10 protein-coding genes are annotated in these 14,096 nt (G+C 70.7%); 6 read left to right on the top strand and 4 right to left on the bottom strand.

Translation table 11 applies throughout. The annotated features are described in order from the left end of the window. Window positions 1–525: 525 nt before the first annotated feature. Window positions 526–3,819: a hypothetical protein gene (locus tag PGN25_19565; protein ID MEH3119712.1), complete on the bottom strand. Its 3,294-nt coding sequence runs from the start codon at window positions 3,817–3,819 to the stop codon at window positions 526–528. Between the two features lie 322 nt (window positions 3,820–4,141). Between PGN25_19565 and PGN25_19560 the strand changes: the two genes are divergently transcribed. The 6 genes from PGN25_19560 to PGN25_19535 all read left to right on the top strand — a co-directional run bounded on the left by PGN25_19560 (window position 4,142) and on the right by PGN25_19535 (window position 10,776). Then, window positions 4,142–5,932: an acyl-CoA dehydrogenase C-terminal domain-containing protein gene (locus PGN25_19560; protein MEH3119711.1), complete on the top strand. Its 1,791-nt coding sequence runs from the start codon at window positions 4,142–4,144 to the stop codon at window positions 5,930–5,932. Between the two features lie 176 nt (window positions 5,933–6,108). Next, a complete protein-coding gene (locus PGN25_19555) occupies window positions 6,109–7,317 on the top strand; it encodes an acetyl-CoA C-acetyltransferase (GenBank protein ID MEH3119710.1) in 1,209 nt (402 codons plus the stop codon). Between the two features lie 125 nt (window positions 7,318–7,442). After that, window positions 7,443–7,940, top strand: coding sequence for a hypothetical protein (locus PGN25_19550; GenBank protein MEH3119709.1), 498 nt, complete (start codon window positions 7,443–7,445; stop codon window positions 7,938–7,940). A gap of 44 nt (window positions 7,941–7,984) precedes the next feature. Continuing rightward, a complete protein-coding gene (locus PGN25_19545; protein MEH3119708.1) occupies window positions 7,985–8,302 on the top strand; it encodes a hypothetical protein in 318 nt (105 codons plus the stop codon). Beyond that, window positions 8,299–10,503, top strand: a complete 2,205-nt coding sequence (locus tag PGN25_19540) for an FAD-dependent oxidoreductase (protein ID MEH3119707.1) — start codon at window positions 8,299–8,301, stop codon at window positions 10,501–10,503. The genes PGN25_19545 and PGN25_19540 overlap by 4 nt, the downstream gene beginning before the upstream one ends. 108 nt (window positions 10,504–10,611) lie before the next feature. Further along, window positions 10,612–10,776, top strand: coding sequence for a YqaE/Pmp3 family membrane protein (locus PGN25_19535; GenBank protein ID MEH3119706.1), 165 nt, complete (start codon window positions 10,612–10,614; stop codon window positions 10,774–10,776). Here PGN25_19535 and PGN25_19530 read toward each other — a convergent pair whose 3' ends face one another. From PGN25_19530 to PGN25_19520, 3 genes are read right to left on the bottom strand one after another with little or no spacing between them, the layout of a single operon-like run. Next, window positions 10,777–11,259, bottom strand: a complete 483-nt coding sequence (locus PGN25_19530; protein ID MEH3119705.1) for a secondary thiamine-phosphate synthase enzyme YjbQ — start codon at window positions 11,257–11,259, stop codon at window positions 10,777–10,779. Further along, window positions 11,256–12,971, bottom strand: coding sequence for a cisplatin damage response ATP-dependent DNA ligase (locus tag PGN25_19525; GenBank protein MEH3119704.1), 1,716 nt, complete (start codon window positions 12,969–12,971; stop codon window positions 11,256–11,258). Before PGN25_19525 ends, PGN25_19530 begins: the two co-directional genes overlap by 4 nt. Further along, complete coding sequence (locus PGN25_19520) at window positions 12,968–14,026, bottom strand: ligase-associated DNA damage response exonuclease (protein ID MEH3119703.1); 1,059 nt, start codon at window positions 14,024–14,026, stop codon at window positions 12,968–12,970. Before PGN25_19520 ends, PGN25_19525 begins: the two co-directional genes overlap by 4 nt. Window positions 14,027–14,096 lie beyond the last annotated feature (70 nt).

Here is a 14,096-nt window from a genome sequence, read left to right as displayed (position 1 = left end):
ATGAATGGGCATGAGCACACGTAACATGCAGAAACACAGAGAAAAGTGCGTTTGGACACAATATTGTGATTTATTTTAATCCCAAAAATAAAAATTTTTGTTTGGGATTATCAGATATTCTCGAACGTGTGGAGATTTCGAGAGGCGTGCCGGCGGTGGCGAACCTTGGCTATCCTGCCTGTGCGAGGGCGTGGAATCCGTCCGGCGGACGCCTCGCGAGGCGGTATGGCTTCGACTTCGCGCATGGCTTCGCGGCCATGGGGTCGCGGCACGGATGGGGTCGCGGCACGGCCGGCCAAGCGTGTCGGAACGCCCGGATGCCGTTCCCGGCTCCGTCGCGGCCCTGGATCGCCGTTTCGCCTGACGGCTCGCAATCCGGGGCGCGATGCAGGCCGGATGAGGCTCTCGCGATATCGAAACGCCATTCGACAGCGGTTCCGGCCTCGCCTCGCAATGGCGGAGAGGCATGGCCCGCGACCGTCGTCGTCATCCAGCCACCACGACGGTACCGACGAGGCGGCCGGACTACACCCCGACGCGCTTCTGGAATGTGTTGGGATTCGGCAGGCCCGGCGAGGGCGCGCCCATCAGCGACATCGGCGCCGCGGCGACCGTCTTCGGCGGGGGCGCCTCGTTGGCGGCCGGATCGCCGACCTTCGCCTTGAAGCCCGAGGCGAGGCTCCTGGCCTCCCCGAGATCCTTCGGCGAGAGTTTGGCGGCGACCTCGTCCCGCTTGCGTCCCGCCTCCTCGTCGCCCTGCGCGGCCGCGGCCGAGAACCAGAGATAGGACCGGACGAGATCCTGGCCGACACCAAGACCGCGGGCATAGAGCACGGCCAGATTGTACTGGCTGTCGCGCACGCCGTACTCCGCCGCCCGGCGGAAGGCGCTCGCCGCGGCCGCGAAGTCCGGCTTGCCGTCGGCCGCCGGGTTCTCGGCGTGGAGGACGGCGAGGTTGTGCATCGCGCGGGTGTTGCCCTGGTCGGCGGCGCGGCCGTACCAGACCTTCGCCCGCGCGAGGTCGCGGACCACGCCCGTGCCCTTCTCGTAGGCGTTGCCGAGCTTGAACTGGGCGGGGGCGAAGCCGGCGCTCGCGAGCCGCTCGTAGAGCTTGGCCGCGAGCGCGAGGTCGCGCGTCACGCCCCTTCCCTCGGCTTCGCGCGCCGCGATCTCCCAGACCGCGGCGGCGTCCCCGTCGAGCGCCTCCTGCTTGAGCTTGGCCAGGGCCGGCGGCAGGCCGGCGAGATCGGGCCCGAGCGTGCCCATGCCGGCGACCTGCGGCAGCGCGCGCCTGCCCGCCTCCCCGGCCCTGCCGATGGACTGCGTCGTCGTCGGGTCGGGCGTCGCCGCCTGGGGATCGGCCTGGGCCGGTGCCGTTTGAGCGGGCTCGGCCTTGGCCTCCGACTTGGCCTCCGTCCCGCTCGCGGTCGCCTCGGGTGCCGTTGCGGGCAGCTTGGTCGAATCCGTCGCGGTCGAGGCGGCGTCGCCCGTCGCGGAGCCGCCCTTGGCGACGAAGGCCTGGTAGGCACCGAGCGCCAGGACCACGGCGGCGAGGCCGAGCAGCAGCGTCCGGCGGCGGCTCTCGAAGACGCCGCGCATCCGCGACACCGGACCGGACTCCCCTGTGGAGAGGGTGCCGCCCGTGACCCGGGCGGGCGGGGCGACCTTGTCGCGCAGGCGCGCGCTCAGCGGGATGTCGGACGTCGTTTCGGCCTGGGCCGCCTGCGCCGCGCGTCGCGCCGCGGCGATGAAGCTCGTCTTGATGTCGTTGCCGGGGGCGCCCGCCTCCGTCGCGGCCGGGCGGCTGGCGCCGGGGCGGCCGGCGCCGGGCTCCAGCAGCTCCTCGGACAGGTGGTCCGCCCCGGTCCCGGCCGGTTCCTCCGGCGGCGCGGCGCGGTGGGGCCGGGCGGGCGACGGACCGGCTGCCTTCGGCGCGGCGGGGCGTTCGTGGGCGACGCGCTCAGCGGGCGCACGAGCGGCGGGCGTGCGGTTCTGCGGCGCGGCGGCGAGCGCGGCGGCGGAGGTCATGGTGCGGTCGAGCTGCTCGCTCAGACGCGCCAGCACCGCCTGGACGCCCTCCATCGTCGTCTGGAGGCGCTGCTCCGAACTCTTCTGGGTGGCGTGCAGCTCGGCGAGGTCGGCCCGCAACAGCCCGAACTCGCCGCCGGCCGCCTTGAGGGGGCCGGCCGCGCTCGCCATCGCCTCGCGGGTCGCCCGCTCGACGGTGGCCTCGAAACCCGTGCCGCTGCGCAGGGCGGAGACCTGCGAGAGCAGGTCGCCCATGGAGCGTTCCAAGCGCGCCAGGGCCGGATCGGTGCCGCGCGGCGCGTCGAGGCGGCTCGCCAGGGCGAGGACGTGCCGTTCCAGGGCGTCGAGCCCGCTGCCGCCGGCGCTGACGCGGTCGACCTTCTCGGCCAGCCGCTCGAGACGACCGATCAGTTCGTCCGGCTGAGCGGCGTCGGCCCGGTCGATCCGCTCGGCGAGCGCCTCGAAGCGCCCGAGCAGCGCGCGGGACTCGTCGGGCGCCCGCAACTCGCTGCGGATCTCCTCCAACAGCGGCCGCAGGGTGGCAATGCCGGAATCCTCGCCCCCCTGGAGCTGCGCGATCTGGGCGCTGATCGCCTGCACCCCCTGGGCGAGGCTCTGGATCCGCTCCGGACCGGCCAGGGCCGCCACGAGGCGGCGGATCTCGTCGAGTTCGCGGAACACGCCGTCGAGCACGCTCTGATCGGCGGGGCCGGCGGCGGTTCCGGAGAGGGCGCCGTCGACCTTGGCGGCCAAGCGCTCCACCTCGCCCGCGACCCGGGCATGGACATTGTCGGCCACGTCCTCCGCCAGCCGATCCACCTGGACGCGCATCAGCTCGATCGGGGCGGCGAGGGCGGCGAGTTCCCGCGGATCGCGCGCCCGCTGGAGGTCGGTCGCCACGGTGCGCATGGTCTGTTCCAGCTCGCCGACGTCGTGGCTGGTGGCGAGGCCGCCCAGCGCGTCGCGCAGCCGGCTGGTCTCGCGCCGCAATTCGGCGATGGCCGGGGACGCGACAGGCTCGTTCCCCCGCTCCTGTCCCGCATTGCCGAGACTCTCGTCGGTTTCCGGAAGGCTCGCGGGCACGGTCGCGTCCGGTTCGGCCACCTTGGGCGTGTTCCAAGCGGCAACGCCCTCCTCCAGCTCCCGCTGGCGGCGGCGCACCTCGGCGACGGCGTCGCGCACCTCGCTGGCGAGCGGGCGTCCGCGCCGGCCGAGCGGCCGGTGCGAGACGCGCTGCCCGGCGATCTCGCCCATCCTGCGCTCGATATCGGCGAAGCGCTCGGCCATCGCCTCGATCCCTTCGGCGGCCGGCAGGCGGGGGGCGGAGAGCCGGGACTCGATCTTGCCGATCATCCGGGCGGCCTCGGCCCGGTGGGCCTCGCGCTCCTCGCTGATCGACCGGTCGAGGGCATCGAGCCGCCGCACCATCGCGCCGAGCGAGGCTTCGAGCGAGCCGGCCGGGGATGCCGCCGCCGAACCTGCGGGCGATGCCTCGCGCCGCTTCGGCGCCGAGGCGTCCTTCCTGGGCGCTGGCGGCTCGACCGCGTCGGCACCCGCCTGCCGAGCCGGCTCCGGGCCGGTCCGCTTGTCCGCTTCCTTCGCCGTCTCCTTGGCCACCTGCGGTGCGGCATCGGTGCGGCGGCGGCGCGGGGACGGCTTGGCCGAGCCGGGGCCGCCCACCGACGCGATCCAGCTTTCCAGGGGTACCCCCGCCCGCCGGGCGACCTCGCGGGCAGCCGCGAGCACCTCCGGGTCGAAGCTGTCGAGGCTGATCGGGGCAGTCTGTTTCATCTCGCGGAGATCCGAGGTCGGCGGCTTCCGGCGTCCGCCGGGCCCGCCCACTCGCGCAACGGGCGTGAGGCGGCGGAATGCGGATCGGACAGGAACGACCTTTTCCATTCTTGGTAAATGCCGGGTTAATCACTGCTCCGAACCTCTTGATTTCAGCCGAGCCCGCCCGAGGATCGGGTCTTCGGTCGCGCGAAGGTTGTGCATCGATCGGTGCCGCGGGGCTTGCGGAACGGCCGCAAGATAGTTTACATATGAACTATCTGGAGTCGGAGCCGCCCGGGCGAGGTCGGCCGACCCTGAAAGGATGCGGGAGGCAGACGCGATGCCGAGCTATCGGGCCCCGGTCGAGGACACCCTGTTCCTCCTCGACGACGTTCTCGGAATTCACCGCTACGACAACCTGCCCGGCTTCGCGGAAGCCTCCTCGGACGTGGTCGAGGCGGTGCTGAGCGAGGGCGGCAAGCTCGCGGGGGAAGTCTTCGCCCCGGTCAACCTCTCGGGCGACCAGGAGGGCTGCGCCCGCCGCGAGGACGGCAGCGTCGTCACGCCGAAGGGCTTCAAGGCGGCCTACGAGGCCTATGCGGCCGGCGGCTGGATGGGCCTGTCGGTGCCCGAGGAATTCGGCGGCCAGGGCCTGCCCCACGTGCTGAACACGGCGATGCAGGAATTCGTCTCCGGCGCCAACCTCGCGCTCGGCATGTATCCCGGCCTGACGCAGGGCGCGATCGCCGCGCTGCTCGTCCACGGCTCGCAGGAGCAGAAGACCACCTACCTGCCCAGGATGGTCGAGGGGGCCTGGACCGGCACCATGAACCTGACCGAGCCGCATTGCGGCACGGATCTGGGGCTGCTCAAGACCAAGGCGGTCCCGAACGGCGACGGCTCCTACAATCTCACCGGCACCAAGATCTTCATCTCGGCGGGCGAGCACGACCTGGCGGAGAACATCGTCCACCTCGTCATCGCCCGGATCGAGGGCGCGCCGTCCGGCACCAAGGGCATCTCGCTCTTCGTGGTGCCGAAGTTCCTCGTCAACGAGGGCGGCTCCGTGGGCGAGCGCAACGCGGTCTCCTGCGGCTCCCTCGAGCACAAGATGGGCATCCACGGCAACGCCACCTGCGTGATGAACTACGACGGCGCGCGGGGCTGGCTCGTGGGCCAGGAGAACCGCGGCCTCGCGGCCATGTTCGTGATGATGAACGAGGCGCGCCTCGCCGTCGGCGTGCAGGGACTCGGCCAGTCCGAGGTCGCGTATCAGAACGCGGCCGCCTACGCCAAGGAGCGCCTCCAGGGCCGCGCGCTCACCGGCGCCAAGGAGCCGGCCAAGGCCGCCGACCCGATCATCGTCCATCCGGACGTGCGCCGCACCCTGATGCAGATCCGCGCCTTCAACGAGGCGGCCCGCGCGCTGGTTCTCTGGACGGCACTCAATTCCGACATCGCCCACCGCTCGCAGGATGCCGCCGAACGGCAGGCGGCCGACGACATGCTCGGCCTGATGACCCCCGTGGTGAAGGGCGTGCTGACCGACCGGGGCTTCGCCAACGCGGTCGAGGCGCAGCAGGTTTTCGGCGGCCACGGCTACGTCGAGGAATGGGGCATGTCGCAGTTCGTGCGCGATGCCCGCATCGCCATGATCTACGAGGGCGCCAACGGCATCCAGGCGATGGACCTGGTCGGCCGCAAGCTGCCCAAGGACGGCGGCCGGGCGATGATGGCCTTCCTCACCGAGGTGCAGACCTTCGTCAAGGACAACGGCGAGGACGAGGGGCTGAAGCCCTTCGTCGCCCCGCTCCAGCCGGCGCTGAACGATCTCCAGGCCGCGGTGATGTGGCTGATGCAGAACGCCTTCACCAAGCCCGACAACGCCGGCGCCGCCGCCACCGACCTGATGCACCTGCTCGGGCAGGTCGTGCTGGGCTACATGTGGGGCAGGATCGCCAAGGCGGCGCTCGCGAAGAAGGCGGAGGGCGCCGACGTCGAGCGGATGGACGCCAAGCTGGTGCTCGGCCGCTTCTTCATGGAGCGGATGCTGCCGGAGACCGCCCTGCGGCTGACGCGGATCAAGGCGGGGGCGGACACCACCATGGTGCTTGCCGCCGAGGCGTTCTAACGAAGGTTCAGCCCTCCCCCCTCTGCGGGGGAGGGTGCCCTGCGGATGCGGGGCGGGAGAGGGGCCGGCTCGGGTTCTCCCGGAAGCGGCGCCCCCTCTCCCGACCCCCCTTCGGGGGCCACCCTCCCCCGCGAAGGGGGGAGGGCGTGCGCAAAACGGACACGAGGAAGCGCAGGATGGCCGAGGCTCTCATCTACGATCACGTCCGCACCCCCCGCGGCCGCGGCAAGCCGGACGGCGCGCTGCACGAGGTGACGGCGCTGCGCTTGGCGGAGACCGCCCTGCGCGCCCTGAAGGACCGCAACGGTCTCGACACCCGGGCGGTGGACGACGTGGTGCTCGGCTGCGTCGATCCCGTCGGCGAGGCCGGCGGCGACATCGCCCGGGCCGCGGCGCTGGTGGCCGATTACGGCGCCCACGTGCCCGGCGTGCAGATCAACCGCTTCTGCGCCTCCGGCCTCGACGCCGTCAACTTCGCCGCGGCGCAGGTGATGGCCGGCCAGCACGACCTCACCGTCGGCGGCGGCGTCGAGTCGATGAGCCGCGTCGGCCTCGGCGCCTCGGGCGGCGCCTGGCCGGTCGATCCGGCGATCGCGGTCAAATCCTACTTCATGCCGCAGGGCGTCTCGGCCGACCTGATCGCGACCAAGTACGGCTTCAGCCGCACCGATTGCGACGCCTACGCCGTCGAGTCGCAGAAGCGTTCGGCCAGGTCCTGGGACGAGGGCCTGTTCGGGAACTCCGTCGTGCCGGTCAAGGACATCAACGGCATCACCCTGCTCGATCGCGACGAGCACATGCGGCCCTCCACCGACATGCAGTCGCTGGCGAGCCTGAAGGCCTCCTTCGTGCAGATGGGCCAGATGGGCGGCTTCGACGCGGTGGCGGTCGACGCCCACCCGGATGTCGAGGCGGTCGAGCACGTCCACCACGCCGGCAACTCCTCCGGCATCGTCGACGGTGCGGCGGCCGTGCTGATCGGCTCGCGCGAGGCGGGCGACGCCGCCGGCCTGAAGCCCCGGGCCCGCATCCGGGCGTTCGCCAATATCGGCTCCGACCCGGCGCTGATGCTGACCGGCCCGGTCGACGTGACGAAGAAGGTGCTGGCGCGGGCCGGCATGAGCCTCTCCGACATCGACCTGTTCGAGATCAACGAGGCCTTCGCCTCGGTGGTCCTGCGCTTCCATCAGGCCTTCGACCTCGACCCGGCCCGGGTGAACGTCAACGGCGGCGCCATCGCCATGGGCCATCCCCTCGGCGCCACGGGCGCGATGATCCTCGGCACCGTGCTCGACGAACTGGAGCGCACCGGCAAGGAGCGGGCGCTCGTCACCCTCTGCATCGGGGCCGGCATGGGCACCGCGACGATCGTCGAGCGGGTGTGACGGCGGCGGGCGGCGTCACGCCGCCCTGCCCTGCCATCGCCGCGCAAACGCTGCTAAGGGCCTCCCACGCCGCACCCTTTTTTCCTGAGGATGCGGCCCGCGACGCAGATGGGAGAAACGCCACGATGAAGACGAGAAAAGCCGCCCTGTGCCTTGCCGCGATGCTGGCCCTGCCGCTGGCGGCGCGGGCCGACGAGAACGCGGACAAGCTCGCCGTCGCCACCAAGCTCACCGAGAAGACGGTTTTGAAGAACCTCGACACCGGCTTCGGCGGCGCCCTGGAGAAGACCGTCTCGACCATGCCCGAGGACAAGGCCGAGAAGGTCCGCAAGGAGGCCAAGGCCGAGTTCGACAAGCAGCGCAAGGAGCTGCTCGACGGCCTGTCGAAGCAGTACGCCGACAAGTTCAGCCTCGACGAGCTGAAGCGGCTCGACACGATCTACGAGGACAAGACCTACCAGAAGTTCCAGGCCGTCAACGCCGACCCGAAATCCGAGATGAACCTGCTGTCGCAGGCGGTGGTGACGCGGCTCCTGAACATGTTGACGCTCGCCGCCGCCGGCGACCAGCAGGGCGGCGCTCCGGGCGGCCTGCCCGGCGGCATGCCGACGCCGCAGAAGTAATTTCTTCGCGAGTGGCGCGACTGATATTGGGATAGGAGATTGCTGTGGCCGGTCACAAAGAGGATTTGAAGTCTGTCTTCGTGACCGGCGGCGGTCATCTCGAAGAAGTCTTGTATCACACAGTCTATGGTGAGGGCACTCTCGATCGGCATGGTTTCGCGGTTGCGATCGTTCGCCCCTACGGTGACGGGCATCGGCGGCGCGTGGCCATGCGTTGGTGTGAACAGCCGAATCGGAAACTAGGATTTCCTCAGTCTTCTGCGCGTTCGGCTTGGTTCGAAGTGCCTGAATGGATGGAGAGCGCGATCCTCTCCGCGGCGGCTCGACAGAACTCCAGGGAAATCGAAGAGGAAGTGCTGTGAACGAAAATCCCAAAAACTTCCGCTTCGAGACCGATGCCGACGGCATCGCGCTCGCGACCTGGGACATGCCCGGCCGCTCGATGAACGTCATCACCGTCGAGGTGATGGACGAACTGGAGCGCATCATCGACGCGGTGGCGGCGGATGCCGCCATCAAGGGCTGCGTGATCGCTTCGGGCAAGCCGCAGTTCTCGGGCGGCGCCGACCTCACCATGCTTCAGGGGCTCGGCGCCGAGTACGAGCGGGTGAAGGCCGCCGAGGGCGAGGAGGTGGCCATGCGCCGCTTCTTCGAGGGGGCGGCGCGGCTGAGCCTGCTGTTCCGCAAGCTCGAGACCTGCGGCAAGCCGTTCGCGGCGGCGGTGCAGGGCCTGTGCCTCGGCGGCGCCTTCGAGCTCGCGCTCGCCTGCCATCACCGCGTGCTCGCCGACGACGACAGGACCCGCGTCGGGCTGCCCGAGATCAAGGTCGGCCTGTTCCCCGGCGGCGGCGGCACCCAGCGCGTGGCGCGGCTGATGCAGACCGGCGACGCCTTGCAGATGCTGTTCAAGGGCGAGCAGATCCGTTCGCTCATGGCCAAGAACATGGGCCTCGTCCACGCGGTGGTGCCGGCCGCCGAGATCGTCGAGCGGGCCAAGGCCTGGATCAGGGAGGGCGGTTCGGCGGTGGCGCCCTGGGACGTGCCGAAGTTCAAGGCGCCCTCCGGAAAGGTCTACTCGCCTGCCGGCATGATGATCTGGCCCCCGGCCAACGCGATCTACCGCCGCGAGACCCACGACAACTATCCCGCCGCCAAGGCGATCCTGGCCTCGGTCTACGAGGGCCTGCAACTGCCGATGGATCTCGGCCTCAAGGTCGAGAGCCGCTACTTCGCCTACATCCTGCGCACCAAGGAGGCGCAGGCGATGATCCGCACCCTGTTCATCTCCATGGGCGAGATCAACAAGGGCGCGCGCCGGCCGCAGGACGTGGAGCCGGCCCGACTCGCCAAGGTCGGCGTGATCGGCGCGGGCTTCATGGGGGCGGGCATCGCCTACGTCACCGCGCAGGCCGGCATGGAGGTCGTGCTGATCGACCGCGACCAGGAGGCCGCCGAGGCCGGCAAGGCGCATTGCCACAAGCTCATCACCGGCCAGATCAACCGCGGCAAGGCCAAGACCGCCGACCGTGACGCCCTGCTCGCCCGCATCACCGCCACGCCCGACTACGCCGCGCTCTCGGACTGCGACCTCGTGATCGAGGCGGTGTTCGAGGACCCGAAGGTCAAGGCCGAGGTGATCGCCAAGGTCGAGGCGGCGCTGCCCGAGCACGCGATCTTCGCCTCCAACACCTCGACCCTGCCGATCTCGGGGCTGGCCCAGACGTCGAAGCGCCCGGACCAGTTCGTCGGCATCCACTTCTTCTCGCCGGTCGAGAAGATGCTGCTCGTCGAGATCATCCGCGGGGAGCGGACCGGTGACCGCGCCGTCGCCACCGCCCTCGACTACGTGCGGGCGATCAAGAAGACCGGCATCGTCGTCAACGATTCCCGCGGCTTCTTCGCCAATCGCTGCGTGCTCGCCTACATCCAGGAGGGCCACAAGATGCTGGCCGAGGGCGTGCCCCCGGCGATGATCGAGAACGTGGCCCGGATCGCCGGCATGCCGGTGGGCCCGCTCTCGCTCAACGACGAGGTGGCGCTCGACCTCGGCCTGAAGATCATGCGGGCGACCGAGGCGCAGCTCGGCGCGGGCGCCGTCGACCCGGATCAGAAGCGGCTCCTCGTCGCGATGGTCGAGACGCACGGCCGGCTCGGACGCAAGAACAAGCGCGGCTTCTACGACTATCCCGAGGGCGGCCAGAAGAAGCTCTGGCCGGGGCTTTCCGAGGTCCAGCCGAACCGGCTCGACCCGGAGGGCATCGACGTCGAGGAACTGAAGCACCGCTTCCTCGTGGTGCAGGCGCTGGAAGCCGCCCGCACCGTGCAGGAGGGTGTGGTGACCGACCCGCGCGAGGCGGATGTCGGCTCGATCCTCGGCTTCGGCTTCGCCCCCTTCACCGGCGGCGCCCTGTCCTACATCGACTTCATGGGCGCGAAGGCCTTCGTCGATCTCGCCCGCGGCCTCGAAGCCAAGCACGGTCCCCGGTTCGCGCCGCCGGACAGCCTGCTGGCCATGGCCGAGAACGGCGGGCGGTTCTACGACGCGCTGAAGAAGGCGGCGTAACGGTTTCGTCGGCCCTCTCCTCCCCGGGAGAGGGCCGCCTCTCCGCACGGAACCGAACCGCTCCGCTTACGTTCACCGCCCGACCGCCGCGAGCGACCGGAGTGCCCTTTGTCGACCCTCGTCAAGATCCTGATCGCGTTCTTCCTGCCGCCGATCTCGGTGCTGATGACGAACGGGATCGGCATCCAGTTCCTCTTCAACATCCTGCTCTGCCTGCTCTTCTACCTGCCGGGCTCGATCCACGCGCTCTACCTGCTGCTGCGCGACCGCTGATCACGCCCCGACGGCGTGCAGGACGATCGCGCGGCGGTGCCCCCGGTCGCGGTGCTCGATCAGGTAGATGCCCTGCCACGTGCCGAGCGCCATGCGCCCGTCCCGCACCGGCACGGTCAGGCCCGAATCGGTGAGCAGGGTGCGGATATGGGCCGGCATGTCGTCCGGGCCCTCCATCCCGTGCACGTACGGCCCGTGCCGCGGCGCGAGCCCGTCGAGCGCCGTCATCAGGTCGGTGCGCACGTCCGGGTCGGCGTTCTCTTGGATCGTCAGCGAGGCCGAGGTGTGCCGGCAGAACACGCTGACGAGGCCGGTGCGCAGGCCGCTTTGCGCCACGAAGGCGGCCACCGCCGCGGTGATGTCGGTGAAGCCTTGGCCCGGCGTCGCGACCGTGATGCCGGCACTCGCCTGACGGGTCGCCTCGCCGGCTGAAAAACCTTCGAGCGCCCCGATCTTTCCGGCGGCTCTGCCCGCTCGTCTCATTCCGATGCCTCCAGCGTCGCGCTCGGGGCGATCTCGCGCTCGCCGCGGGCCAGGATCCGTTCCAGCACCTCGACCCGGTCGGCCTCGGCCGGGGGCTTGTCCCAGCGGATGCGGCTGACGCGGGGGAAGCGCATCGCCACGCCGGATTTGTGCCGGGTCGAGCGCTGCACGCCCTCGAAGGCGATCTCCAGGACGAGCCCGGTCTCGCGGCCGTAGGCGACCTCGCGCACCGGGCCGAAGCGCTTGGTCGTGTTGTTGCGGACGTAGCGGTCGAGCTTCGACAGCTCGGCGTCGGTGAAGCCGTGATAGGCCTTGCCGACCGGCACCAGTTCCTCGCCCTCGGCGCCCGCGCGCCAGCAGCCGAAGGTGTAGTCCGAGTAGAACGACGAGCGCTTCCCGTGGCCGCGCTGGGCGTACATCATCACCGCGTCGACCACGTAGGGCTCGCGCTTCCACTTCCACCACGGACCCTTGGGACGGCCGGGCAGGTAGGCGCTGTTGCGGCGCTTGAGCATCACGCCCTCGACGGCGCCGGCATCGGCTCCGGCCCCCGCCGAGGCCGGATCGGCGCGGGCGGCGGCGACCTCCTCCCAATTCGCGAAGGGCACGAGCGGCGAGAGGTCGATGCGGGCGTGGTCGAGCCCGCGCACCAGGGCCTCCAGCCGGGGGCGGCGCTCGGCGAAGGGCCGTCCGCGCAGGTCCACGCCCTCGGCCGCGAGCACGTCGTAGGCGCGGACATGGGCCGGGAACTCGTCCAGCAGCTTGCCCGTCACCGCCTTCCGGTTGAGCCGCTGCTGGAGCACGTTGAAGCTCTGCACGCGGCCCTCGCGCAGGATCAGGAGCTCGCCGTCGAGGGCGCCCTCGAAGGTGATCGCCTCGGTGAGATCGGGGAAGGCCTCGGAAATGTCCTCGCCGGTGCGCGAGTAGACTTTTCGGACCTGCCGGCCCTGGCCGTCGCGCCCGCCCGCGAGCTGCACGCGGATGCCGTCCCATTTCCATTCGGCGGAGAACGCCTCCGGTTCGAGCTTGTCGAGATCCTCGAAGGCCTCGACCGGGTGCGACAGCATCGGCGGGCGGAACGGGGCCGGGTTCAGGCTCTCGGGCCGCTCGCCCCTTCCCTCCACCCAGGCGAACAGTTCGGCGTAGGGCGGTTTCAGTCCGTGCCAGACCTGCTCCACCGCATCCGCCTCGTGGCCGCCGAGCGCCCCGACCGCGGTCTTGGCGAGCCGGGCCGAGACGCCGACGCGCAGGTTGCCGGTGACGAGCTTCAGGAGCGCCCAGCGCCCGGTTTCGTCGAGGGCGTCGAGCCAGTGGGCGAGATGGCGCGGGAGTTCGCGCTTCGGGGTGGTGGCGAGGGTTTCCACGACCTCGGCCAGCGTCGGGACGGAGGGGGGCGGGTTGTTGTGGCCCGGGCCGGGAGCAGCCCCCGCCATCTCAGTCGGCCCCGGCCAGACCAGCGCCGTCGTCTCGGCGAGATCGCCGACATAGTTGTGCGAGAGCGCGAACAGCACCGGATCGACCCGCTCCTCCACCAGGGCGCGGATCAGCGCCGGCTTGGCCTCGCGGAAGGTCAGCCCGCCGGTCATCGCGGCCAGCGCCCAGCCGCGCTCGGGCTCGGGCGTGCCCGCGAAAAAATCCTGGAGCAGGCGCAGCTTGGCGTTGCGGCGCGGCTCGTAGGCGAGGCGGTCGAGGAGGTGGGCGAAGTCGTTCACGCCGAGGCCTCCTCCATGTGCGGCTCTTGGCCCGGATCGGGCTCGGCCTCCCCGTCGTCGCCGTAGCCGAGCAGGTGCAGCGGCTCGGCGCGGATGCCTTGCGTGCCGCACCAGTGCACCAGCGCGTCCTCCTGCCCGTGCGTGACCCAGACCTCCTCCGCACCGGTGTCCGAAATCGTCCGGCAGAGATCCGGCCAGTCGGAGTGGTCGGAGATGACGAGCGGCAGTTCGACGCCCTTCTGCCGGGCGCGGGCGCGCACCCGCATCCAGCCGGAGGCGAAGGCGGTGACCGGATCGGGGAACTTTCGCGACCAGAGATCCTGGATCGACGAGGGCGGGCACAGCACGATGGCGCCGTGCAGGTCCTTGCGCTCGGATGCGGCCACCTTCGGCGTCTCGCCGAGCGGCACGCCCTCCCGCTTGTAGAGGTCCGTCAGCTTCTCCATGGCCCCGTGCAAGAAGATCGGGCGGTCCCAGCCCTCCTCGCGCAGCAGGGCCATCACCCGCTGCGCCTTGCCGAGGGCGTAGGCGCCGACGACGTGGGCGCGCTCGGGAAACAGCGTCACGGACTCGATCAGCTTGCGCACCTCGCCCCGCGTATCGGGATGGCGGAACACCGGCAGGCCGAAGGTGGCCTCGGTGATGAACACGTCGCAGGGCACGACCTCGAAGGGCAGGCAGGTCGGATCCGGCGCACGCTTGTAGTCGCCGGAGACGACGATGCGTTGGCCCGCCCGCTCGATGGCGATCTGGGCCGAGCCGCGCACGTGGCCGGCAGGGGCGAAGAACACGGTGACGTCGCCGATGCGCATCCGCTCGCCGAGCCGCGCCTCCTGGCGGGTCGCGCAGAAACCCTCGCCGTAGCGCACCGCCATGATCCGCAGGGTCTCGGGCGTCGCGAGCACCGTTCCGTGCCCGGCCCGGGCGTGGTCGGCATGGCCGTGGGTGATCAGCGCCCGCTCGACCGGGTGGGTCGGATCGACGTGGAAGCGCCCGAGCGGGCAGTAGAGGCCCTCGCGGGTCAGGGTGAGAAGATCGGAGGCGCGCAGCGGCATCGGCCGGGATATAGGGCGGATCGCAGCATCGACCCGAAAGGGGGGCTGCCGGCTTGTCTGAAAAGCCGAT

The organism is Methylorubrum populi (assembly GCA_036946625.1).
In the GTDB taxonomy this organism is placed as follows: Bacteria; Pseudomonadota; Alphaproteobacteria; order Rhizobiales; family Beijerinckiaceae; genus Methylobacterium; species Methylobacterium populi_C.
This window is presented reverse-complemented; position numbering and strand designations above follow the sequence as displayed.